The following is a 21,461-nucleotide window of genomic DNA, read 5'->3' as shown; positions in this document are numbered from 1 at the left end:
GTGTGGCTCATAAAAGCATGAATTCGGCTCATAACTAACTCAATCCGGCCCATAAACCAGTGCATCCGGATCATAATGACCTCAATTCGGCTCATAAAGCCAAAATTCCACCTACCCACAAGCTGCATCTGAGCAAAATAAGCCTTCTCTTCCAAGAAAGAGCTCTCAAATTGGCTGGCTCTTCGATTCAATGAGTGATTTACAAGACTTATATTGAATTAAAAGCCAGCCATCGAACGGCCTCCCGCTCATAAAAGCATGAATTCGGCTCATAACTAACTCAATCCGGCTCATAAACCAGCACATTCGGATCATAATGACCTTAATTCGGCTCATAAAGCCAAAATACCACCTACCCACAAGCTGCATCTGAGCAAAATAAGCCTTCTCTTCCAAGAAAGAGCTCTCAAATTGGCTGGCTCTTCGATTCAATGAATGATTTACAAGACTTATATTGAATTAAAAGCCAGCCATCGAACGGCCTCCCGCTCATAAAAGTATGAATTCGGCTCATAACTAACTCAATCCGGCTCATAAACCAGCGCATTCGGATCATAATGACCTCAATTCCGCTCATAAAGCCCAAATTCTACCTACCCCCAAGCTGAATCTGAGCAAAATAAGCCTTCTCTTCCAAGGAAGAGCTCTCAAATTGGCTGGCTCTTCAATTCAATGAATGATTTACAAGACTTATATTGAATCAAGAGCCGGCCATCGAACGGCCTCCCGCTCATAAAAGCATGAATTCGGCTCATAACTAACTCAATCCGGCTCATAAACCAGCACATTCGGATCATAATGACCTCAATTCCGCTCATAAAGCCAAAATTCCAACCTACCCCCAAGCTGAATCTGAGCAAAATAAGCCTTCTCTTCCAAGGAAGAGCTCTCAAATTGGCTGGCTCTTCGATTCAATGAATGATTTACAAGACTTATATTGAATTAAAAGCCAGCCATCGAACGGCCTCCCGCTCATAAAAGCATGAAATCGGCTCATAACTATCCCGATCCGGCTCATAAACCAGCGCATTCGGATCATAATGACCTTAATTCGGCTCATAAAGCCCCAATTCTACCTACTCACAAGCTGCACCTAAGCAAAAATGCATCCGCTCTTCTAGAAATAGCACCCAAACTGACTGGAACTCCAATTAAATTAATTAATTAAAGGTCATATACCGAATAAAAAACCACCCATCGCCCTTCATCCACCTCTAAAATCATCCACATACAAATCGCATATAAAAATTTTTCTTTCCCAATGTAAAAACGCTATAAATCTTATATAATATAAAAAGATTGATATTTATTTCGACTTACTAAATAATAATAGTAAATAAAATAACACTATAATTGAGTGGATTTTTTATACTCGAATAGGAGGTTACATAATGGAAAAGTCTGAGAGGTCTTTTGTGGTTGAAGAGGCAGAGATTTTGGAGATCGGTGCGGCTTTGTCTGAGGGTAGGTTGACTTCAGTGGAGCTGGTGCAGCTTTATTTAGAGCGAATTGAGCAATACGATCATCAGCTTAACGCGATTGTAGCGGTTAATCCGGATGCATTGACGGTAGCGGCTGAGTTGGATGCGAAGCGAGGCGAGGCTAAGCGGGGGCCATTGTACGGGGTGCCGATTTTGCTGAAGGATAATATTGAGACGAGTGACCAGATGCCAACGACGGCTGGGGCACGTGTTTTAGCAAATAATTATGCGACAGAGGATTCCTTTGTAGCGAAGCAGCTAAGAGAGGCTGGGGCAATTATTTTGGGGAAGGTGAATTTGTCGGAGTTTGCCAACTTTATCTCGGATAAGCTTCCTAATGGATTTAGTGGCGTGCGTGGACAAACAAAAAATCCATATCAACCAGGTGTGTTTGATACGGGTGGATCGAGTTCGGGAACAGGTGCAAGTATTGCCGCGAGCTTTGCTGCAGCTGGGGTTGGCTCAGAGACATCTGGCTCAATTCTTAGTCCGGCGAGCAGCAACTCTCTTGTTGGGATTAAGCCGACACTTGGTTTGGTTAGTCGAACGGGAATGATTCCACTTGCTCATAGTCAGGATACGGCGGGACCGATGGCAAGGACGGTAACGGATGCGGCTATCCTTTTAACTGCGATTGCCGGTTTTGATGAAGAGGACCAGGTAACGGCACCGAGTACTAGACATGTACATAACTATACCGATTTTTTAAAGAAGGACGGTTTAAAAGGAGCTAGAATTGGTGTCGACAGAACGACGATGGAGTGGCTCACAGATGCCGAAAAAGACATCATGGAGCGTGCGATCGATGTGATGAAGGAGCAGGGTGCCATTATCGTTGATCCGATTAATGTTCCATTGCCAACACATAAGTCAATTGTGCTGCATCATGAGTTTAAGCATGATTTGAATGCATACTTGAGCAAGCTTTCGAGTGATGTTCCTGTCCGTACTTTAGCAGAAGTGATTGCATGGAATAAGGAGCATCCCGAGGCGATTCCTTATGGACAATCGATTTTAGAAGCGGCACAGGAAATGAGTGATGATCCTAATGATCCAGCGTATTTAGCTGATCGTCAAGAGGATTTGGTTCAATCTGGTGAAAAAGGGATTGACCAGATGTTTAAGACATTTGAAATAGACGCGATTTTATTCCCGAAAAATTACGGGGCAGCGGCACCAGCGAAGGCAGGATATCCTTCGATTACCGTTCCTGGTGGCTATACGCCAGAGGGTGAACCGGTTGGGGTGACATTCTCCGCAATGGCCTACAGTGAGCCGAAGCTAATTGAGATCGCTTATTCGTATGAGCAAGCAACACATAACAGAGTTGCACCAGTACTTGATTTTATTGAAAAAGGAGACAATTAAAATGCAGTTTAATGAGTATCAATACAGCAGACCGGATATTGAAGAGATAGAGGTAGATTTTAAGGAATTGGTTGAGCAATTTCGCACAGCGGAATCGTTTGAAGCTCAAGATAGCGTGATGTCAGCGATTAATGAGCTTCGTTCAGAGTTTGAATCAATGAACCAACTTGTCTATATTCGTCATACAATTGATACCGAGGATGAATTTTATAAAGAAGAAAATGAGTTCTTTAATGAAGCAGGACCGACGTATCAAGGGCTCGTGACAACATACTATCATGCGTTGACAGCATCTCAATTCCGTCCACAGCTTGAAGAAAAATGGGGCAAACAGCTTTTCCTTTTAGCAGACAGTGAGTTAAAAACCTTTTCCCCGGAAATTGTCAAAGACTTGCAGGAAGAAAACAAATTGGTAAGTGATTATGTAAAATTATTAGCTGCAGCGAAAATCCCCTTTGATGGGGAGGAACGTACTCTTTCACAGCTAACACCTTATCATGAATCAACAGACAGGGCGATTCGCAAGGAGTCTAATGAAGCGAAGTATCAGTTCTTTGTAGAGAATTCGGCTCAATTAGATGAATTATATGACAAGCTTGTTAAGGTTCGTACAGGTATTGCAACGAAGCTCGGCTTTGCCTCATTTACTGAGCTTGCCTACGCTCGTTTAGGTCGTACGGATTATGATGCTGAGATGGTAGCAAACTTCCGTGAGCAGGTGAAGGAGTATATCGTGCCACTCGCGACAAAATTAAAGGAGAAGCAGCAGCAGCGTATTGGTGTTGATACATTTGCGTATTATGATAATAGCTTCAGCTTCAAGAGTGGAAACCCCGATCCAAAGGGTGACGCAGAGTGGATCGTCGAGCAAGGGAAGAAAATGTACGAGGAAATGTCACCTGAAACGAATGACTTTTTCACGTATATGGTCGATCATAATTTAATGGACCTCTTAAGCAAAACAGGTAAAGCAGGCGGGGGCTATTGCACCTATATTAGCAAATACCAATCACCGTATATTTTCGCTAATTTTAACGGGACAAAGGGCGATGTTCGTGTTCTTAAGCATGAGGTTGGTCATGCGTTTCAAGTGTTTGAAAGTCGTCAATTTGACGTGCCAGAGTATAACTTCCCGACATTAGAGGCTTGTGAAATCCACTCAATGAGTATGGAATTTTTCGCTTGGCCTTGGATGGAGCTGTTCTTTAAGGAAGACACCGACAAGTATAAATTCTCTCACTTAAGTGAAGCGGTATTGTTTATCCCTTATGGTGTGGCTGTTGATGAATTCCAGCATTATGTCTACGCAAACCCAGAGGCGACACCTAAGGAACGTAAGAAGGCGTGGATAGAGATTGAAAAAACGTACTTACCACATATTAATTACGACGGAAATGAGTTCTTAGAAGAAGGCGGCTTCTGGCAGCAGCAAGGTCATATTTACAAGGTGCCTTTCTATTATATCGATTACACGCTAGCTCAAATTTGTGCCCTGCAATTCTGGAAGCGAGCACAGGAAAATCAAGAAACGGCGTGGAAGGACTACCTACATCTATGTAAGCAGGGTGGAAGTCAATCGTTCACAGAGTTGGTAAAGGAAGCAAATTTAATCTCACCATTTGAAGATGGTTGTGTAAAATCAGTTATTGATGAAATCGAAAGCTATTTAAATTCAATTGATGATAAAGCACTATAATCATATTCAACCAGGAACTTTTAGAGCAAAGTTCCTGGTTATCTTTTTAGAGGGTTGTTAGGAGGTGTGCCTTGAACAAATTTGTCTTTGCGATATTAGTCATTGTCACAACAAGCCTAATGGGGTCCTCATTTACAATCGGAAAAATGGCTCTGGCTTATTCGACACCCTTGTTGTTAGTCGGACTTCGTTTTCTGCTAGCAGGTCTAATCATGGCAACGATCGTCAAGCTACTCAAAAGACCGCATCCGACTCTCGGTCGTGATTGGCTCAGAATGGCGATAATCGGGTTTGCTCAAACGACTGGTGTGATGGGGTGTACTTTTGTTGGACTCCGGACGATTACAGCTGGTGAAATATCGATTTTAACTTTTACGAATCCACTTTTGGTTATCATCCTAACGACGATCTTTCTAAAGAGTCGCTATCGCTCGAGGCAGTGGATTGGTGTGGTTATCGGCTTCATCGGTGTCTTTCTCACATTAGGAGCCCATCTCGATCTTAAGTTTGGAACAATGCTAGGTTTGTTAGCTGCTGTTTCATGGGCGATTGGAACATTGTTGATTAAAAAATGGGGAGGCTCGCTCGATATTTGGGTGCTAACAGCCTATCAAATGTTTTTTGGTGGTGTGGCCCTGCTTCTGCTGAGCATTGTGTTAGAGACTCCAGCCTTTGCCATCAATCTTCAATCAGTATTGTTATTAACGTGGCTCGCAATTATGGCCTCGATTGTTCAATTTGCTGGTTGGTTTTTCTTATTACAAAAAGGAGATCCAGGTAAAGTAAGTGCCTTTCTCTTTCTAGCACCTTTTTTCGGTGTGTTATCGGGCTGGTTCCTATTAGATGAGCAAATTAGCTGGTATGTCATTGTTGGTGGATTGCTTATCTTTGTTGGCATATTTCTAGTGAACTGGCAGAGCAAGCCTGTAAAAGCAGGTGAAGTTAGTATAGAAAGTTGAAAGCTTCTAGTATTATGAGGTTGGTTTTGCTAGACTAATAGCAGATGAGTTCTATGTGACTAGAAGGTGGTGTTTTATATGGATATTGCATTACTATCAATGGCCCTAAGTCAGGGCAAGGCTCAACAACAAGCATCAATATCAATCATGAAAAAGGCAATGGGTACAGCCGAACAGCAAGGCGATGCATTACAAAAGTTAATGGGATCCGCTGATGCCACAGCGATCCAACAAGCCGCACAGCCACATCTAGGTGGAAGTATTGATATCAAACTATAGTAGTGATGAAGCAACCTGTAGAGGTTGCTTTTTTGTTTGCGGTTGTTAAAGTAGCTGGCATTTTATAAAAATAGATCATTATATAAAGTGTAATTAATGGAAAGGAGCCAGCCGGGGAGGGTGCCGCTCATAACTAGGTGAATCCGGCTCATAAATCTGCTGATTTGGCTCATAATCTATGCAATCCGGCTCATACGTCTCCCAATCCCGCTCATAAAGTGATTTCTCCCTATGAAAAACGCGACAATCAGCATGAGTGTTGCCCGTATCTTTGAAAAAAGCTATTAAAGTAGCTGGCTTTTCATTAAAAAAGATCATTTTACAAAGCCTGATTAATGAAAAAGCCAGCCGGGGAGGGTGCCGCTCATAACTAGGTGAATCCGGCTCATAAATCTGCTGATTTGGCTCATAATCTATGCAAATCGGCTCATAAGTCTCCTAATTCCGCTCATAAAGTGATTTCTCCCTATGAAAAACGCGACAATCAGCATGAGTGTTGCCCGTATCTTTGAAAAAAGCTATTAAAGTAGCTGGCTTTTCATAAAAAAAGATCATTTTATAAAGCTGATTAATGAAAAAGCCAACCGGGGAGGGTGCCGCTCATAACTAGGTGAATCCGGCTCATAAATCTGTGATTTGGCTCATATTCTACGCAATCCGGCTCATAAGTCTCCCAATTCCGCTCATAAAGTGATTTCTCCCTATGAAAAACGCGACAATCAGCATGAGTGTTTCTCGTATCTTTGAAAAAAGCTATTAAAGTAGCTGGCTTTTCATAAAAAAAGATCATTTTATAAAGCCTGATTAATGGAAAAGCCAGCCGGGGAGTGTGCCGCTCATAACTAGGTAAATCCGGCTCATAAGTCTGCAGATTTGGCTCATAATCTACGCAAATCGGATCATAACTCCAAATTCCTATTGCTCCATTAACTCATCAAGGGAAACGCTTTGCTTATTTTCTGGATTGTCGATTGGATGGATGGTGGCGACTCCATTGCTTTGGTCGACATGCTCGATATAGATGGGTTGGCCTTTATAGGCGACTGTGATCATGTTTGGTGAATCAGATATTTCTTGTGCTCGTTGTGCATTCATTTTTTACACCTCCTTTCTCTCACCTTTTTCTATACTATTTGTTCAGAAATGCCTGGCTATGCAAATAATTTCAAATTATTGACAATTTTTCACGCTAGTAACTAAATGTTGTATAATATTTACATATATAAGCGAGGAGGCTGAAGGTATGTCAGTGATTACAAGTAAGGTTGGTGGGATTTTCATACCTGTAAGTGACATTGAAAAGGCACGGGAATGGTATTGTTCTTTATTACAGATTGAACCGAGTATGGAGATTATTTCGGGACATTTGTGCTGCTTGCCAATGGATAATAACGGATTAAATGTCGTGTTAGATAGTAAGGTTTATACGGATGATAGCTATGCCAGAACACCGATGTTTCATTTTAATACTGAGGACATTCATCAAGCCTATCAATTTATGAAAGAAATAGGGGTTGAGCTTGTGACAGAAATTGAGCATGGCCATTGGTTTAATTTCAAAGACCCTGATGGCAATATGTTAATGATTTGTCAAATAAACTAATTACACCGTTGCTACCTGAGATGTGAAATGAAACCTTATCTCATTGAAGATGGCGTCACTGCATATGCCGATGTTGCGGAGTTCTACTGGCCTTTTTTTGATGACCGAAATGACTCTAGCTATGAACAGCTGACAATCACGGTCCATCCACCTGAACCGACGAGTGGAAAAATCTATTACTGTAATGATGGGCACCCCGATGATAACTTTGATGATTTGGTTTTTAAAATAGAGATAATCAGATAAAATTATTAATATTTAAATATACAGGGCTGTTTTTTGACAGCCTATTTTTTATAATACGATGGAATAACTTTTTAGCTTTACAAAATAGGGTAATGGCAAATTAAAGTTGGATTTGTAGTTCTTTATTAAGGGTACGGATAATCTTCCTAGTAGGAATGGTGCTTTTAATCAAGCCAAAAGGGATGCTGGTATTCCAAAAGGACAACAACCAGAAACAGTTAACCGTCCACCGATGCGTCTTGCTGAATATGAAGGCGGACATGTAATTAAAGATACAAAAGGGAATGTTATTTATACAAGAGAATATTACTTTACTAATAACTACGGCAAAAGGGTAATAATCCAAGATCACAGTGCAGGTCATTTTAAAGGTGGTCAAGGTCCACACTTTAATGTTAGACCTGCTGGTAAACCTCGTACAGGCTCCTTCCCTGGAACTTATGATCATTATCCTTTTATCAAATAATTGATGGAGGTGAAAAAATGTGGTACAAAGTTTTAGATGGTAACAAATTTATATCAAATTTATACGATGAAATACCTCAACTAATTAATGTTCGAATAGAAGCAATTAAAATTGAAGAAGAAGGTAGAAAAATATCTATTAATTTTAATATGCCAAAGTTTGCGGATAATCCTCCTCGAAAGTGGAGTGATTTAAATTATAATACTGTATTTGTTGAACTAGACTTTTTTGATGCACAAGACTTAACTATAAAGTCTAACAAAGATAAATACAGGGGAAATATTAATGTAGAATTAGATGAGGCAGGAAAGTTTGAAGTTAATATATCTGGATCAGTTGATATGAAACTTAAAGCTGACCACGGTATGATACAGTCTGTAAGTGGGTATATTGATACCTTAGTATAGATTAACTAATTAAACCTTGATAGGCTGCTTGCTTATCAAGGTTTCTTTTATCCGTCCGCCCCCCTAATATTGGAAATTGCTAGTCATTTGAAGTAACTTTACAAATGTATTAAGAGTGCTCTTTGTTGCAAATCCCTTAGTGCATATGCCTTTTAAAATTGAGTTGTTAAGATTACAACTTAGGGTAAAGGTAATGCTACCGACTTTTACGTTACACCTAAAGGAGAAGCGATACCTGCTACAAGAAGTGGCTTTAATTTATCAAAAATGACAGAGGAGAATGGAAAGTATCGTGGGAATAGTAGTAATGGACCAGTGAGAGTAAGGATTGAAGATGCTCATAAGCCAAGTAATAACCCTAACGTAAAAATGAAACCAGACCACGATATTCCACATGTTCATGTAGAACATCGTAAAAATGGTCTAACCGGTCCGTGGGGGCAAGGAGACCCTTCAAATAATACTTCTTTTCCACAATTTTGGTTAAAATAGGAGGGTAGGATATTGGATAGTACGATAAAACTAATAAATGGTAACAGTTGGGCTGATTGTTCATTAGTTAAATTAGAAATTGAATATGACAAAATAGAAGTTATCGTTACAAGCGACGAAAATAATAATGAAGTTAAGATTATTTGTAAGGATTAAATTGGTTTTTCATATGTTGGTCACTGGGATGAGTCAGTAATAAAAGATATAAATGTTGAGACAAAAGGAAGTCTTATTTATGCATCTATACAAACTATAAAACACCACTATGGTGAAAAACCTTTACCTGGTGGAGGAAATAAAAATATTATAGATAAATGGTATCAATTAAATATAGAACTAATTGATGGTAATAAAATCAAAATTGCATGTAAGGAAATTGAGAATTAAGAGTGTTAGAAACTAATAATTAATGCAAATCAATTTGGGCGGTTATCGTTAAAGATAACCGTCTTTTTTAGTGGTATGGGGTAACTAATAAACCATTTTTTATCGATAGATTAGCAATAACCTATGTAAACTCTAAATGATATTTAAATAAATTATATTGTACGCACATTGACTTTAAAATGTATAACCTAATTTATGTTTTTCATTACATTAAAAAGGCGTATTATCATCAGTTACCACCATTTTTATTCTCAAATAAGATACCTTCGCTTTCTCCCTGCCTTTTAAAATTTTTAGCAACTTTTACGTACATAGAACGATGACTATAACAAGAGGCTACTCCACCTCGATTAACTCCTGAATGTCAATGTCTAACACTTTGCATACCGTTTCTATTGTTGATAGATACACTCTGTCCACATTGTCTGAACAAAGGTGACTTATTGTATTAGGGCGAAGCCCTGTCATACGTGCTAATTCACGCTGTGAAAGGTCACGTTCTTTAAGGATTTCTTTAAGTTTGATTGATATTGGCATGATAGTTCCCTTCCTCTTTTTAAGTTACTTTTACGATACACAATAAATTTGTATCGGTAAAGAGGTTGATTGTATCGCTAAAGCCGCATACAATGGATTTATGTTTATTATAGCGGCTAAGCGTTACGTTAATCCTAATTTGCGTAACGGAGGGGGAAATATCATGAATGTAATCGGATATATTCGATATCTACACAAGGACAAGCAAGGGATGGATACAGTCTTGCTTACCAAGAGGATGAAATAAAAGCGTATTGTCATGCTCAAGGATACACGCTTTTACGCTTGTTTAAGGACGAGGGTATCAGTGGGGCTAAAGTAGATGAAGAAGCGTTAGAAGTGGATAGATTAGGCTTTCAGGAGATGTTGGAGTATCTCTCCCACCAAGATGTGAATTATGTTGTCACACTGACTCAAACCAACAATCCACTATAACCGCTGTATGTTGGAACTTGTGTAAATCTAATCCTATATAAATATGCTTATCTCTTTTCATCAGAAGACTTCACCCCTATTTTAGATTTTAACCTCTTTCTGTTTTCGAGAATCACTTATATTTTGCATAACTCTTTTATGTTCCTTACGATCAAGATTCGTATATAGAGCAGTCGTCTCAATGGAAGTATGACCGAGTTGATCACGTAGCAGTACAATATTACCACCACTGTTTTTCAAATGTTCTCCAGCAAAAGAATGACGTAGTTTATGTGGACTTAACGATCGCTTTTACATTGTTAATCGAAACGGATTACTCGAGCACGAGGAGAAGCTTGTTGAGTGGCTATTCGATCAGATTGGTGCGAAGAATGAATTTAGCTTTGAGGACTTAACTACTTATACAAAAAATAAGAAGAATCATACAAAGTACCAGCAACTACAAGCGGCCTGGAAGAAGGCAGTAAGAGCAGAGTGGAAGGAGGCAAATCTATACGAGGATAAATCTAAGTATCGTTTGCTTATCACCTGCTTAAGTTTGGTCCTTGTTCCGTTTGCATTTTTGTTTGTCATTAATGACTTGCTTGCTTTCTTTTTAGCGGCATCAGCAATGGCCGTAGCCCTATTCATATTTGCGATTAGCCACAAGCAGAAAACATGGCAGGGTGAACGGATTTATAGCGAATGGCAACGATTAAAAAAGAGAATCTCAATGATGGCAGATATCGATTGGCAGCAATTATCTGAGGATGAGCGGATGCGGGCATTTATCTACGGCTTGGGTGTCAATGAAAAGAGCCTTAAAAAGAAAAATGAATCATTAACAAAAATGTTTAAAGGCCCCGTTCATGCTGCTGGGCTACAAACATCGACCGTCTATGGCTTTGATCCATCCTTGATTATTGTTGCTACAGCTGCAACCTCAAATTTTCATTCTGCAGAACAGACGACGGCAGTTGATCATAGTTCAAGCACAAATGGCGGAGGATCAGGCTCTGGATCCGGTGTCGGTGGTGGTGGTGGAGGATCAGGTGCATTTTAATATCTTATTGAAATTAGCTGAAAAACCAAAGAAATCACTTCTTTGGTTATTCTTTCGTCCATTTTCATCATTAATTATTAATATATTCATAATTCACTATATATTGTTGTTAAGGAATGAACCCTGTCTTATAATGGTGAAGTAATTACCCGAATATTCCATCTAATTTGCAGTCATCTTTCTGAAATCGCTTACATTATTTGGGTGATTAATACTAAAAGGAAAGGAGCGAATGACGTTCAAGTATTAATCAAAAAAATGGGAGGGTATTTTAATGAAAATCGGTAATTGGAAGCATAAAGGAAAAATGATTCTTTTAACAATTGTGATGTTGTTTTCACTAGCCCAACCGGCATCGGCCGCATTTTGGAATTTATCTGGAGATCTGATGCTTCATGATCCATCGATTACGAGGGAAGGCAATACATGGTGGGCCTTTGGAACAGGTGAGGTTGATAAAACAGGAATTCGAGTGATGGTATCACAGAATGGTACAAGTTGGTCGCCAACACCAGTTATTTTCCCTCAACCACTTGCTTGGTGGAAGAACTATGTACCGAACCATACAGGTCCACAATGGGCTCCAGATATTCAATATTATAACGGCAGATATTGGCTCTATTATTCCGTCTCTTCCTTTGGATCAAACAATTCACTGATTGGTTTAACTTCAACAGCTAGCATTAGCTCTGGTAATTGGAGAGATGATGGCTTGGTTATTCGTTCGACAACATCAAATAATTATAATGCGATTGATGGTGACTTGGTTATTGATGCAAATGGTGATCCGTGGCTTTCATTTGGTTCATTCTGGTCTGGAATTAAGTTGACTCGTCTTGACAGAAATACAATGAAACCAACTGGACAGCTGTACTCAATCGCTGCTAGACCGAATCACCCTGATGGTGCAGTTGAAGCACCGAATATTACGTATAGAAATGGCTACTATTATCTATTTGTATCGTTTGATAAATGCTGCCAAGGACTAGATAGCACATACAAAATCGCTTATGGACGTTCACGAAGCATCACAGGTCCATATCTTGATAAAAATGGTGTTAACATGATGAATGGTGGAGGAACGATCTTAGATGCAGGGAATGAACGTTGGATTGGACCTGGTCATCAGGATGTTTATAATAACAATCTGATCATTCGACATGCCTATGATGCTGAAAATAACGGAATGCCTCGTATGCTGATCAATGATCTATATTGGGATTCCCAAGGTTGGCCAAGGTATTAATAAATAAAGGAAAAACCTACGAATTCAATTCGTAGGTTTTTCTCCTTGTGTTGGTGATTTTTCTGTTCGACCACTATTGATAAGCCAGCTAAATAAATAATCTTATTGAAGAGTGAAGCTACGCTTTTGCCAATTCGTTTGATGGTAGGCCTTGGCCAATCCAAGTTGTTCAACTTTGCTCTTTTCAACTCTCTTGATATCGATAGTTAATTCAATCGGTGAGAGTAAAGGGAATGGGGATAGAGAAATCGTTTCAGAATCAAGCCATTCACTCTGTATTTTTTTTCCATTTGCAAAATCAAACATCTCTCGGAAGCCATCCTTAAACCAAGGGAACTCCTCTTCTTTCGGCGTTCCAGGCTCCTGCATACAGACATATAATGAGAGGTTATCGCAAAATTGAATGAGCTTATAATGAAACTGGAGCGATTCCGAATCCGAATGATCGGGTGGTAATTGTTTTTTTATGTTGGCTTGCCTTGCTTGTTCATGAATAGTGAAATCAATGGCAGCAGGCTCCTTCGACCCATCTAAGAAAGAATGATAATGCATACTGCAAAGTAATCCCGCATATGGTGAATGGTCTTCAACTTCATCAATTCCTTTTTTGTAGAAGGTTAGCTTAGGAACCAGAGGAAAATCGATAAATGAATAGGGTCTGTGATCAGCGTCGTTCCAAAAAGGAGTTTCATCTAGGTCGATCCAAGCACGATCATGCTCTGTCACAGCATAAATGACCTCATCCCATTGCTTCATTCCTTTCATATAGGCGGTATTCCAATGCTTGCAAATATCGCCAGAAAGCTTTCCATGATGATGCTGTGGGATCATGACCCACTCTTCTTCGCGTTCATAGACAATCACAGCTAACACCTCACTTTAGATTTTGTTTAATTCATTATAGTTTCTTATCATAATGAATTAAAAGTTTCGTATTTGTATCCGTTTTCATCATTGGTCACACAAACTCATTTAAGTCCTGTATAATGACTAACATACTATTGAGATTAACTCAATTTTTCTACTAGGAAAATGGAAAGAAGGCTTTTATGGGAATTCAAAATGAAGAAGTATTGAAAACAACAAGAATCCTCGCGTTTTTTGTTCCATTAGGTTTATCAGCTATTTTAGTTACGTTATCTCATATTATTATAAATGGAACACTAGCAAGAGGTGAGAACGCAGAGGTAATCATTGCTAGCTTTGTGATTGCGATGAGCTTGTTTTCGATTATGGAACGCTTAGGTGTATTACTCAGAAATGCTTGCTCGGCATTGGTTCGTGACAAAGTCTCATTTAAAATGATGACAATTGTGGCAGTCTATGTTGTTTCAGCATTAATGCTAATTTCAGCCATTATTGCGTATACACCTATTGGCTGGTGGATCTTTTCGACCGTATTTGGTGCTGATCCAGCAATGATTAGTCAAATTGTTGGTGTGTATCAAATTCTTATTATTGTGACGTTATTCTCCGCGATTCGCTGCCTGTTTCAAGGCGTGATTATTTTAAATCGCCAGACGAAGTGGTTAACGATCGGGATGGTCATTCGGTTGATCGCGATGTATTTATTATCATTATATTTCATCCATTTTGGTGAAATTAACGCCAAAACAGGTGCCTACATCTTTTTAGCTGGAATGATGATTGAGAGTCTTGTTAGTTATATAGAAGGTCGTGTATTAGTGAAGAAAATGGTTCAGAAAGATCACGAACATCATATTACGACGAAAACCCAAATCTTTCGGTTCTATAATCCACTCATTTTATCCTCGCTCATTATTGTCATGGTTGGACCGGTCATCAATATCTTTCTTGGCAAGACGTCTGAAATTGAGTTAGCTATTGCATCCTATGCTCTTGCACTAAGTATTACCCAGCTATTCTTAAGCTTTTTTAGCTATACCCATCAAATTGTATTAACATTTTACAAAAAACATCCTGACAAAGTAAGAAGCTTCGTCTTAATGATTGGATTCATTCCTGCAGTTATTTTGGCGATCTTTTGCTTTACGCCGATTGGGGCTTTTGTAATTGAAAATGGACTTGGTGCAAATGAACGATTGGTTGCAGCTACATTGGAATGCTTAAAGGTGTTTATGCTAATGTCGCTTGTCTTTCCTTTTATTGATTTCTGCAATGGCTTGTTAATGTTCAGGAGCGAAACAAGAATTATGGTCTTTTCCCAATCCGCCAATTTAATTGCGACATTCTTGATTATGTTGGTCTTTGCAACGATTGCTCCATCATGGAATGGGACGATTGGAGCATTAGCCCAGTCAGTAGGTATGGTTGCGGAGCTTGCAGTCTTGCTGTGCATTTTAGGCAGGGCTAGTGTTAAACGAGGTAAAAGGAATAAATCGAAAGCAGTTGAGAGTCATGTTGGATAATAATTAAAATACTAAGCTAAAAAGGAGAGGAATTAATAGGGCGATACTGAGACAAACAATGGCTGATACCTTTGATTGTGTAATTATGCGTTGATCTCCTTCTTTGATGTTCTCTATAAATGTAAGAGTAAAATAAAAACAGAATATAATAAAAAGTATTGAAACAAGGCTTATCCAACTCGAAACTTCAAAATTCATTGTGACCTCCTGGATCTTGATCTATTATCCGTTATTATAATAGTTTCAACATCAATAAGCTGTAATCCTTCTTGGGTGATGTTGCGGTGGGGGCGGCTCATAAAAGTGCGAATCAGGCTCATAAAGTGGCAGAATCGGCTCATAAGTAGGTCAACCCCGCTCATAAAAGCAGGAATTTGGCTCATAAAGGTGGTCTTGTCGACGATTAACCACTGAATATGGCGTCGAGGAGTTCTGTATCTTCTGAAAACCGTGCGACAATGGCTGGAATTTCGTTAAACTAGAGCATTTTAGCAAGGGGAATTGAATAAAAAGCCAGCCGAAGAGGGTGCGGCTCATAAAAGTGCGAATCAGGCTCATAAAGTGGCAGAATCCGCTCATAAGTAGGTCAACCCCGCTCATAAAAGGAGGAAGTTGGCTCATAAAACAGCCTCCGCCAAGGATTAAAGGCTGAATTCAGCATCGAGGAGTTCTGCATCTTTGAAAATCGAGCAACATTGGTTGGATTTTGATGAAACTAGATCACTTTAACAAGGGAAATTGAATAAAAAGCCAGCCAAAGTGGTGCCGCTCATAAAAGAGTGAATCCGGCTCATAAAGTGTCCGATCTGGCTCATAAGTAGGTCACCTCCGCTCATAAAAGCAGAGATTTGGCTCAAAAAGCAGCCTCCGCCAAGGATCAAAGGCTGAATTCAGCGTCAAAGACATCAGCATCTCTGAAAATCAGGCAACATTGGCTGGATTTTCATTAAACTTGATCATTTAACAAGATAAATTGAATAAAAAGCCAGCCGAAGAGGGTGCGGCTCATAAAAGAGTGAGTTACGCTCATAATGTGTTAGATTTGGCTCATAAGTAGGTCAACCCCGCTTATAAAAGCAGGAATTTGGCTCATAAAGGTGGTCTTGTCGACGATTAACCACTGAATATGGCGTCGAGGAGTTCTGCATCTTCTGAAAACCGTGCGACAATGGCTGGAATTTCGTTAAACTAGAGCATTTTAGCAAGGGGAATTGAATAAAAAGCCAGCCGAAGAGGGGGCGGCTCATAAAAGTGCGAATCAGGCTCATAAAGTGGCAGAATCGGCTCATAAGTAGGTCAACCCCGCTCATAAAAGCAGGAAGTTGGCTCATAAAACAGCCTCCGCCAAAGATTAACTGCTGAATTCAGCATCGAGGAGTTCTGCATCTTTGAAAATCGAGCAACATTGGTTGGATTTTGATGAAACTAGATCACTTTAACAAGGGGAATTGACTAAAAAGCCAGCCGAAAGTGGGTGCGGCTCATAAAAGAGTGAATCCGGCTCATAAAGTATCAGATTCCGCTCATAAGTAGGTCACCTCCGCTCATAAAAGCAGAGATTTGGCTCAAAAAGCAGCCTCCGCCAAGGATCATTCGCTGAATTCAGCGTCAAGGAGACCAGCATCTCTGAAAATCAGGCAACATTGGCTGGATTTTCATTAAACTTGATCATTTAACAAGATAAATTGAATAAAAAGCCATCCAAATCCGATGCAGCATCTATAAAAAGTAAGATAGTAAAGTAAAATAGCCAGGAGCCTTGATGAAAAGGCTCCTGGCTACTATTTATTGCTCCTGATTCATAATTTGGTTTTCAGCCATCATGATCAAACGCTTTGTCATTTCGCCGCCAACCGAACCATTTGCACGAGCGGTCGTATCGGCACCTAGTTCAACTCCTAATTCATTCGCAATTTCCTGTTTCATGGAATCGAGAGCTTGTTCTACACCTGGCACAAGTAATTTGTTTCTTGCCATTTTGCAGCACCTCTTTGCATTGTTTTAGGAACGAGTGAGCACCGACTAGACGCTCAATTATTAGTATGTCCAATTGTTGAACTTAAATAAATGAGTACGTTACTTTCTTCTTTTACGAAGAAATAAGATGATAAAGATAACAAGTCCAATGGCAATTAATGAATAAGCGCCAGTTGAGTAAAGCTTGAAATAATAGAGGATATCTTCCCATGACTCACCAAGCATTACACCAAGAGAGACGAGTAGAATATTCCAAATTAATGTTCCAATCGTTGTGAAAATTAGAAAGACAACGATATTCATCCTAGACATACCGGCTGGAATGGAAATAAGGCTTCGTACTAATGGAATCATTCGACAGAATAACACCGTCCAATAGCCATACTTATCAAACCAAGCATCTGCCCTCCGAATATCTTCCTTTTTTACACGCAGAAGATGTCCCCAGCGATCGACGAGTCGCTCGAGCTTTTCGGTATTCAGAAAAAGACGACCGATTCCGTACAGAATTAAGGCGCCTGCAACAGATCCACCCGTCGCGGCAGCAATGACACCAGGTACGGTCACGCTGGTATATGTCGTCATGAATCCACCAAATGGTAGAATGGCTTCAGAAGGAATTGGCGGGAAAATGTTTTCAAACGCAATCATTAAGAAAATCCCAATATAACCATACTGCTCCAAAAAATCAGTTATCCAATTATGCACGTATTATTCATCCTTCTTGGTCGTATTCTTTACTTATCGTCTACCTTTTTTGGAGGTGGAGTTAAACGATATTATACACAATAGAATAGTAGGTTGAATATAGTTAATTTGTTTTCAATTGCAGAAGATTCATTCCTCATCTAATATAGTAAGTAGGTAGGACGATTCAAGGGAAGGGTGAGTGAAATGACGTTAGGTCCAAGAATAGTAAAAACAGGTCTAGCCGTCACGGTTGCATTATATGTATGCTCGCTCCTTGGGCTTGAACCAGCCATTTTTGCTGGAGTCGCGGCGATCCTAGCTGTCCAACCATCGATTTATCGTACGTGGAAACAGATGATTGATCAGATTATTACAAATACAGTTGGGGCAGCGATTGCTCTTTTGTTTATACATTTAGTTGGAGATAACCCGATTGCGGTTGGTCTTGTGATTATGATTGTGATTTCCTTTAGTTTGAAAATGAAAATGGAAAGTACAATTCCATTAACACTTGTAACTGTGCTTGCCATTATGAGTGCACCAGGAAATGAGGATATCTTTTTCACATTAAATCGTTTCCTCATCATTCTAATTGGAACGTTTTCAGCCATTCTTGTTAATGTGTTTGTCTGGCCTCCTAAATATAGAAAGACATATCTTCAAAAGGTTCAACAGGCATTTACAGACATGTCTTTGCTCGTTAGAACAGCCATCTCAAATGAACTAACAGAGACCACCTATCAAGAGCAAACGAAAAAGTTTAAAAAGGATGTTCAAAAGCTAGAGGACCTATTTAAAATGTTTGATGAAGAACGAGGAAAGCTTGGCAGGTTGAATCAACTACATGCTAGAGAGGTCGTTGTCTTTAAGCAAATGCTCAAAACGATTCAAAAGGGAGAGCAGCTGTTAGAAACGATTGAGGAGCATTACTTTCAAAGTAAGGTTGATGAAGAAGTTGATCAATTATTTGATGACCATCTTGAGCAGCTGGTGAAGCAGCATGAAATCCTACTATTGAAATATGAAGCAAAAATGAAAGAGGACGATCATCACCTTGAAGAAGAGCTGCAAAATCAGCGAAGTGTCTTTTTCGAACAGGCATTAGACCTCCAAACTGACAATAAGGACCAGAACCAAAGGCTGATGATTATTACAGCTTCAATTAATGATTATAGCTTCCACTTAATTCGTTTGAATCATGTCGTGGAGCAGTATTTGAAGGTCAGTCATGGGACGCGTTAAGTATAAGAAAAACATCCATTTAGAGGGTGTTTTTTTTGTTTAGTTTAATGTCTTTAATGAAATTCATCCCATTATGTGTGTGAAAAATGATACAATGGCACACGAAAAAGAAGGGTGGGTGTTTTCCTTTGCGTTCTTATGTATTTCTTATTATTACAATGATCCTTTTTTCGGGGAATATTTTAATTGGGAAGGCAATTAATGATCTTCCACCGGTGACAATTACGTTCGTTCGTTGCTTCATCGCTTTCTTCATTTTGCTACCATTTAGCATCAAAGAATTAAGAAGGAATCGAGATCTCTATCTTCGAGAATGGAAGCCGCTCGTTGGAATGTCGTTAACTGGTATTGTCTTGTTTAATTTCTTTTTGTATGCCTCACTTCAGTACACAACATCCACAAACGTTGCTGTTATTGAAGCGACAACACCAGTGTTTGCAGTGGTACTTGGAATTATCTTCTTAAAGGAACGACTAAACGGGCTACAATATGTCGGAATCGTTTTGTCACTTGTTGGTGCCCTGTGGGTTATCACAAAAGGGTCGTGGGCAGTTCTAAGTCAGCTTCAGTTTAACGTGGGTGATCTTCTTGTTCTCGTCGCTATCATGGCATGGACGATTTATTCATTGCTAATTAAGCAGCATAATCATAAGTTTCCTCTGATTGGAAGTCTTGTGATCATGTTATTTTTAGCTACGGTCGTCCTGTTGCCATTTGCTGCGCTTGAGTGGAGCTCCGAAATCCTTGATTTGCTTAACACGGAGAGGATTCTCGGATTACTTTATTTAGGGATTTTTCCGTCTGTTATCGCATTGATTTTTTGGAATAAAGGTGTTGCGGCAATTGGGCCATCAAGGGCGTCTGTATTCCTAAATCTCTTACCTGTTTTTACAATTGTTGGGGCTGTCGTCTTTTTAGAAGAAACCGTAACATTTGTTCAATTAATTGGTGGTGCCTTAGTCATTGGAGGAGTCTATTTGTCAACAAGGGAAACAAAGGCTAGTAGAGTGGAAATACAGGAAATGAAAACAGGGGTTACTAAGTAAAAGAGTGCTACAAAAGGTAGTAAATCCTTTTTGTAGCACCCTTAATCGTTATCCATATTTTTTAATTTTAGGAGTTAATGATGTGATGAAATGATGCATACTGTCTAGACATTGCTTAGCGTGCTCAATTTCTATCATAGTGCTTTTTAACTTTTCTTTTGCTAAAATCTGATTTTCAAAAACAGCGTACTTTCTCCCTACCTCATCTGGTGAAACGATCACCGCATCTATTTGTGTCAGTTCAACTAAATATTTAGTTAGAGCCGTTTCTGAAATGGATAACCCATATCTCAATAGCAATAATTTTTGAATATTTATGGTACTTAGCTGGGTATTTTTCTTTTTTAGCTCAATAAAAATAAGTGAGAGGGAAACTGTCCGTTGATCTAGTATTTTATTAAGGAATTTCGTCTCCTCAATTGTATGAAAACCTATGAGAGTGGTGAATTCACCTTGGCAGGCCTCTTCCATAACAAGAAGCGCTTGCTGATTTTTTGAAATTAGTTCTTTCCAGATCGGAACACTCCTTTTTAAAAATTGCTGTCCGTTTTTAGTGATTTGGAACTTTTGAAGTTTCTTCGTATTGGTTGTTGGCATGATTAAATTCTCATTCCAAAGATATCGTAATTGATTCCGTATCTGCTTGTTTAGATCTTCATTAAATTTAAAAAAACCATCAAACGTTGGTATGTTGTTTCGAATAGAAACACGATCCTGTTCACCTGTTGTAAATCGTTCTAAGATGATAAGAGCTAAAAGTGATTGTCTTGATAGGCTACTCATTTGATCTCCCTTCTACTGCATCCGCCTTTAGGGATTTCTATAACCTCCATTCCCTGAAAGAGAGTAGTGCAAACAATGAATCTTAAGGGAATCATGTTGATTGCAGTCTAGTAGGTAGAAAGTGAATGAATATGCTATGATAAAAAGTAAAAAAGTGGGAAAGTGATCTATGAATAAATTTCTCCTAACCGTCTGGACTTGTCTACTATTTATGTTTACGTTTAACTCCGATTTCAAAGGACTTTTGCTCGAGCGTCGCATTCGTTTTAATTTCACAACAGAACCTAACTTCTCGCATCTGTTCGACTTCTATACTCTCAGTGATCTCAGCAATCTAGTGATCTTGCAGAAAATAGGTCATTTTTTCTTCTTTTTTATCCTAGCCTTTTTCCTACTTCGAGTTTTTAAACGAGTCAATATCGTGATTCGTTTAGGGATTGCTGTTGCGATACTAACCGAGTGGGTGCAAGCCTTTTCGATGCGGGAGGCAAGACTACAGGATGTCCTAATAGATGTGGCTGGTGTTTTGACGTTTATTGTTATTTATCTTGTCATGAAGGCACGTCTAACTACTCCGTATGGCCATGTTAAAAAGTGGTGAAAGAAAGGAAGATAGAGTAGCACCCTATGCATATATGCTAGGGTGTTTTTATTTGGTTTGTCAAAGGTTCGGGGAGAGTTATTCAGCT

The 21,461-nt window shown here is 39.3% G+C and carries 22 protein-coding genes and 2 pseudogenes; 17 read left to right on the top strand and 7 right to left on the bottom strand.

What is annotated here, in order from left to right; genetic code table 11:
* The first annotated feature begins 1,391 nt into the window (after nucleotides 1-1,391).
* From J7W16_RS03375 to J7W16_RS03360, 4 genes are all read left to right on the top strand, one after another.
* A complete protein-coding gene (locus tag J7W16_RS03375; RefSeq protein WP_210595770.1) occupies nucleotides 1,392-2,849 on the top strand; it encodes an amidase family protein in 1,458 nt (485 codons plus the stop codon).
* Nucleotide 2,850: 1 nt separating this feature from the next.
* The gene (locus J7W16_RS03370) at nucleotides 2,851-4,545 is read left to right on the top strand and encodes a M3 family oligoendopeptidase (protein WP_210595769.1); all 1,695 of its coding nucleotides are present in this window, start codon (nucleotides 2,851-2,853) and stop codon (nucleotides 4,543-4,545) included.
* A gap of 71 nt (nucleotides 4,546-4,616) precedes the next feature.
* The gene (locus tag J7W16_RS03365) at nucleotides 4,617-5,504 is read left to right on the top strand and encodes a DMT family transporter (protein WP_210595768.1); all 888 of its coding nucleotides are present in this window, start codon (nucleotides 4,617-4,619) and stop codon (nucleotides 5,502-5,504) included.
* A 78-nt stretch (nucleotides 5,505-5,582) separates the two neighbouring features.
* Nucleotides 5,583-5,783, top strand: a complete 201-nt coding sequence (locus tag J7W16_RS03360; RefSeq protein WP_210595767.1) for a YjfB family protein — start codon at nucleotides 5,583-5,585, stop codon at nucleotides 5,781-5,783.
* Nucleotides 5,784-6,698: 915 nt separating this feature from the next.
* Here the strand turns inward: J7W16_RS03360 and J7W16_RS03355 are convergent.
* A complete protein-coding gene (locus tag J7W16_RS03355; protein WP_210595766.1) occupies nucleotides 6,699-6,878 on the bottom strand; it encodes a small acid-soluble spore protein H in 180 nt (59 codons plus the stop codon).
* 148 nt (nucleotides 6,879-7,026) lie between these two features.
* On the opposite strand from J7W16_RS03355, the gene J7W16_RS03350 reads away from it, so the two are divergent.
* From J7W16_RS03350 to J7W16_RS03325, 6 genes are all read left to right on the top strand, one after another.
* Complete coding sequence (locus J7W16_RS03350; RefSeq protein WP_210595765.1) at nucleotides 7,027-7,386, top strand: VOC family protein; 360 nt, start codon at nucleotides 7,027-7,029, stop codon at nucleotides 7,384-7,386.
* Nucleotides 7,387-7,413: 27 nt separating this feature from the next.
* Nucleotides 7,414-7,632, top strand: a complete 219-nt coding sequence (locus J7W16_RS03345) for a DUF2207 domain-containing protein (RefSeq protein ID WP_210595764.1) — start codon at nucleotides 7,414-7,416, stop codon at nucleotides 7,630-7,632.
* A 232-nt stretch (nucleotides 7,633-7,864) separates the two neighbouring features.
* Nucleotides 7,865-8,098, top strand: a complete 234-nt coding sequence (locus J7W16_RS03340; protein ID WP_210595763.1) for an HNH/endonuclease VII fold putative polymorphic toxin — start codon at nucleotides 7,865-7,867, stop codon at nucleotides 8,096-8,098.
* Nucleotides 8,099-8,115: 17 nt separating this feature from the next.
* On the top strand, nucleotides 8,116-8,505 hold the full coding sequence (locus tag J7W16_RS03335) for an Imm50 family immunity protein (RefSeq protein ID WP_210595762.1): 390 nt from the start codon (nucleotides 8,116-8,118) through the stop codon (nucleotides 8,503-8,505).
* A gap of 315 nt (nucleotides 8,506-8,820) precedes the next feature.
* Nucleotides 8,821-8,997, top strand: coding sequence for a hypothetical protein (locus J7W16_RS03330; protein WP_210595761.1), 177 nt, complete (start codon nucleotides 8,821-8,823; stop codon nucleotides 8,995-8,997).
* A gap of 12 nt (nucleotides 8,998-9,009) precedes the next feature.
* Nucleotides 9,010-9,153 (top strand): hypothetical protein, encoded by a 144-nt coding sequence (locus J7W16_RS03325; RefSeq protein WP_210595760.1) that lies wholly within the window; start codon nucleotides 9,010-9,012, stop codon nucleotides 9,151-9,153.
* 567 nt (nucleotides 9,154-9,720) lie between these two features.
* On the opposite strand, the gene J7W16_RS03320 is transcribed toward J7W16_RS03325, so the two are convergent.
* A complete protein-coding gene (locus tag J7W16_RS03320; RefSeq protein ID WP_197150028.1) occupies nucleotides 9,721-9,921 on the bottom strand; it encodes a helix-turn-helix domain-containing protein in 201 nt (66 codons plus the stop codon).
* Between the two features lie 163 nt (nucleotides 9,922-10,084).
* Here J7W16_RS03320 and J7W16_RS03315 point away from each other — a divergent pair.
* A pseudogene (locus J7W16_RS03315) lies at nucleotides 10,085-10,332 on the top strand (recombinase family protein); the annotation flags it as partial.
* 105 nt (nucleotides 10,333-10,437) lie between these two features.
* On the opposite strand, the pseudogene J7W16_RS03310 reads toward J7W16_RS03315, so the two are convergent.
* Nucleotides 10,438-10,629 (bottom strand): annotated as a pseudogene (locus J7W16_RS03310) (tyrosine-type recombinase/integrase); the annotation flags it as partial.
* A 22-nt stretch (nucleotides 10,630-10,651) separates the two neighbouring features.
* Here J7W16_RS03310 and J7W16_RS03305 point away from each other — a divergent pair.
* The gene (locus J7W16_RS03305; RefSeq protein ID WP_210595919.1) at nucleotides 10,652-11,398 is read left to right on the top strand and encodes a DUF2207 family protein; all 747 of its coding nucleotides are present in this window, start codon (nucleotides 10,652-10,654) and stop codon (nucleotides 11,396-11,398) included.
* 307 nt (nucleotides 11,399-11,705) lie between these two features.
* Nucleotides 11,706-12,644, top strand: a complete 939-nt coding sequence (locus tag J7W16_RS03300; protein ID WP_246879845.1) for an arabinan endo-1,5-alpha-L-arabinosidase AbnA — start codon at nucleotides 11,706-11,708, stop codon at nucleotides 12,642-12,644.
* 102 nt (nucleotides 12,645-12,746) lie between these two features.
* On the opposite strand, the gene J7W16_RS03295 is transcribed toward J7W16_RS03300, so the two are convergent.
* Nucleotides 12,747-13,508: a DUF3891 family protein gene (locus tag J7W16_RS03295; protein ID WP_210595757.1), complete on the bottom strand. Its 762-nt coding sequence runs from the start codon at nucleotides 13,506-13,508 to the stop codon at nucleotides 12,747-12,749.
* Between the two features lie 185 nt (nucleotides 13,509-13,693).
* Here J7W16_RS03295 and J7W16_RS03290 point away from each other — a divergent pair, with 185 nt between their 5' ends.
* On the top strand, nucleotides 13,694-15,034 hold the full coding sequence (locus J7W16_RS03290; RefSeq protein ID WP_210595756.1) for a multi antimicrobial extrusion protein MatE: 1,341 nt from the start codon (nucleotides 13,694-13,696) through the stop codon (nucleotides 15,032-15,034).
* 1,785 nt (nucleotides 15,035-16,819) lie between these two features.
* Here the strand turns inward: J7W16_RS03290 and J7W16_RS03285 are convergent.
* Complete coding sequence (locus tag J7W16_RS03285; RefSeq protein WP_210595755.1) at nucleotides 16,820-17,011, bottom strand: alpha/beta-type small acid-soluble spore protein; 192 nt, start codon at nucleotides 17,009-17,011, stop codon at nucleotides 16,820-16,822.
* A 99-nt stretch (nucleotides 17,012-17,110) separates the two neighbouring features.
* Nucleotides 17,111-17,719 (bottom strand): DedA family protein, encoded by a 609-nt coding sequence (locus tag J7W16_RS03280; RefSeq protein ID WP_210595754.1) that lies wholly within the window; start codon nucleotides 17,717-17,719, stop codon nucleotides 17,111-17,113.
* 186 nt (nucleotides 17,720-17,905) lie between these two features.
* Between J7W16_RS03280 and J7W16_RS03275 the strand changes: the two genes are divergently transcribed.
* Both J7W16_RS03275 and J7W16_RS03270 read left to right on the top strand, forming a co-directional pair.
* Nucleotides 17,906-18,943 (top strand): FUSC family protein, encoded by a 1,038-nt coding sequence (locus J7W16_RS03275; RefSeq protein ID WP_210595753.1) that lies wholly within the window; start codon nucleotides 17,906-17,908, stop codon nucleotides 18,941-18,943.
* Nucleotides 18,944-19,071: 128 nt separating this feature from the next.
* On the top strand, nucleotides 19,072-19,989 hold the full coding sequence (locus J7W16_RS03270; protein WP_210595752.1) for a DMT family transporter: 918 nt from the start codon (nucleotides 19,072-19,074) through the stop codon (nucleotides 19,987-19,989).
* Nucleotides 19,990-20,037: 48 nt separating this feature from the next.
* On the opposite strand, the gene J7W16_RS03265 is transcribed toward J7W16_RS03270, so the two are convergent.
* A complete protein-coding gene (locus J7W16_RS03265) occupies nucleotides 20,038-20,772 on the bottom strand; it encodes a hypothetical protein (protein ID WP_210595751.1) in 735 nt (244 codons plus the stop codon).
* Between the two features lie 169 nt (nucleotides 20,773-20,941).
* Between J7W16_RS03265 and J7W16_RS03260 the strand changes: the two genes are divergently transcribed.
* Nucleotides 20,942-21,373: a VanZ family protein gene (locus J7W16_RS03260; protein WP_210595750.1), complete on the top strand. Its 432-nt coding sequence runs from the start codon at nucleotides 20,942-20,944 to the stop codon at nucleotides 21,371-21,373.
* Nucleotides 21,374-21,461 lie beyond the last annotated feature (88 nt).

Origin of the sequence: Halalkalibacter suaedae (genome assembly GCF_017939705.1) — a bacterium.
Classification (GTDB): Bacteria; Bacillota; Bacilli; order Bacillales; family Bacillaceae_D; genus Halalkalibacter; species Halalkalibacter suaedae.
Note: the sequence above shows the minus strand (reverse complement) of the source record. Positions and strands in the feature narration are given on the sequence as shown.

Coding starts and splice junctions, on each gene's coding strand:
- J7W16_RS03355 (WP_210595766.1), bottom strand. CDS start 6,878: ATGAATGCACAACGAGCACAAGAAATATCTGATTCACCAAACATGATC.
- J7W16_RS03370 (WP_210595769.1), top strand. CDS start 2,851: ATGCAGTTTAATGAGTATCAATACAGCAGACCGGATATTGAAGAGATA.
- J7W16_RS03340 (WP_210595763.1), top strand. CDS start 7,865: ATGCGTCTTGCTGAATATGAAGGCGGACATGTAATTAAAGATACAAAA.
- J7W16_RS03345 (WP_210595764.1), top strand. CDS start 7,414: ATGAAACCTTATCTCATTGAAGATGGCGTCACTGCATATGCCGATGTT.
- J7W16_RS03375 (WP_210595770.1), top strand. CDS start 1,392: ATGGAAAAGTCTGAGAGGTCTTTTGTGGTTGAAGAGGCAGAGATTTTG.
- J7W16_RS03300 (WP_246879845.1), top strand. CDS start 11,706: ATGATTCTTTTAACAATTGTGATGTTGTTTTCACTAGCCCAACCGGCA.
- J7W16_RS03285 (WP_210595755.1), bottom strand. CDS start 17,011: ATGGCAAGAAACAAATTACTTGTGCCAGGTGTAGAACAAGCTCTCGAT.
- J7W16_RS03335 (WP_210595762.1), top strand. CDS start 8,116: ATGTGGTACAAAGTTTTAGATGGTAACAAATTTATATCAAATTTATAC.
- J7W16_RS03360 (WP_210595767.1), top strand. CDS start 5,583: ATGGATATTGCATTACTATCAATGGCCCTAAGTCAGGGCAAGGCTCAA.
- J7W16_RS03290 (WP_210595756.1), top strand. CDS start 13,694: ATGGGAATTCAAAATGAAGAAGTATTGAAAACAACAAGAATCCTCGCG.
- J7W16_RS03265 (WP_210595751.1), bottom strand. CDS start 20,772: ATGAGTAGCCTATCAAGACAATCACTTTTAGCTCTTATCATCTTAGAA.
- J7W16_RS03320 (WP_197150028.1), bottom strand. CDS start 9,921: ATGCCAATATCAATCAAACTTAAAGAAATCCTTAAAGAACGTGACCTT.
- J7W16_RS03350 (WP_210595765.1), top strand. CDS start 7,027: ATGTCAGTGATTACAAGTAAGGTTGGTGGGATTTTCATACCTGTAAGT.
- J7W16_RS03260 (WP_210595750.1), top strand. CDS start 20,942: ATGAATAAATTTCTCCTAACCGTCTGGACTTGTCTACTATTTATGTTT.
- J7W16_RS03275 (WP_210595753.1), top strand. CDS start 17,906: ATGACGTTAGGTCCAAGAATAGTAAAAACAGGTCTAGCCGTCACGGTT.